The sequence below is a fragment of the Luteitalea sp. genome (assembly GCA_009377605.1).
Lineage (GTDB): Bacteria > Acidobacteriota > Vicinamibacteria > Vicinamibacterales > Vicinamibacteraceae > WHTT01.
This window is the reverse complement of record WHTT01000287.1, coordinates 1-634: the sequence shown is the minus strand read 5'-3', so window position 1 is coordinate 634 and position 634 is coordinate 1. Positions and strand designations below refer to the sequence as shown.

The 634-nt window shown below is 59.1% G+C and carries 1 protein-coding gene; it reads left to right on the top strand.

Annotation, left to right across the window (positions count from 1 at the left end):
* Positions 1–35 precede the first annotated feature (35 nt).
* Positions 36–338, top strand: a complete 303-nt coding sequence (locus GEV06_28965; protein ID MPZ21872.1) for a hypothetical protein — start codon at positions 36–38, stop codon at positions 336–338.
* Positions 339–634 lie beyond the last annotated feature (296 nt).

Sequence of the window (634 nt, the reverse complement as noted above, 5' to 3'; positions counted from 1 at the left end):
GGCATCGTCGTCGGCAAGAGGTCAAAGGAGTATGCATGTCTCAATCACTGGTACCATCGTCGCTTCGGAAACAGCTTGGCGACGAAGCGGCCTTAGACCTCTCGGTCTGGATAGACGCACACGAGCAACCATGGGGAGACAGAGTGTTGCAAGCCGCCGCTGATCGCTTTGGTCGTGTGCTGGCCGAGGAGTTGGGAAAGCTTCGAGCGGAAGTCCACAAAGAGATTACCACTGCCAAGTTCGAAATCCTGAAATGGTCGTTCCTGTTCTGGCTTGGTCAGATCGCCGTGATCACTGGCCTTCTCTCGTGGATGCTGGGTGACATCGCGCCTCGGTAGAGGGCGGCTGGGCGTGAAGCGTAGGGGCAACCGTGGGGCCACCCTCTCCCAATTGCCGACAAAAAAAGCCCCGGCTCTGTGCGGAACCGGGGCAGAGAAGGGGGAGTGGGAGGCATTTGCCCCCTCGCTGCGGTGTATCGGCCGATGCGGACCGCGACATTAGGGGTGGAACGCAGAAAAATGAGCTCGGGAGCACAAGACGACTGCACCAGCGTTCACCGAAAGCGCAGATAACGGGCTCCCAGACGCTCGAACGCGATCCGGTCAGCTCCCTAGACATCTTCTAAGGCCGAAGT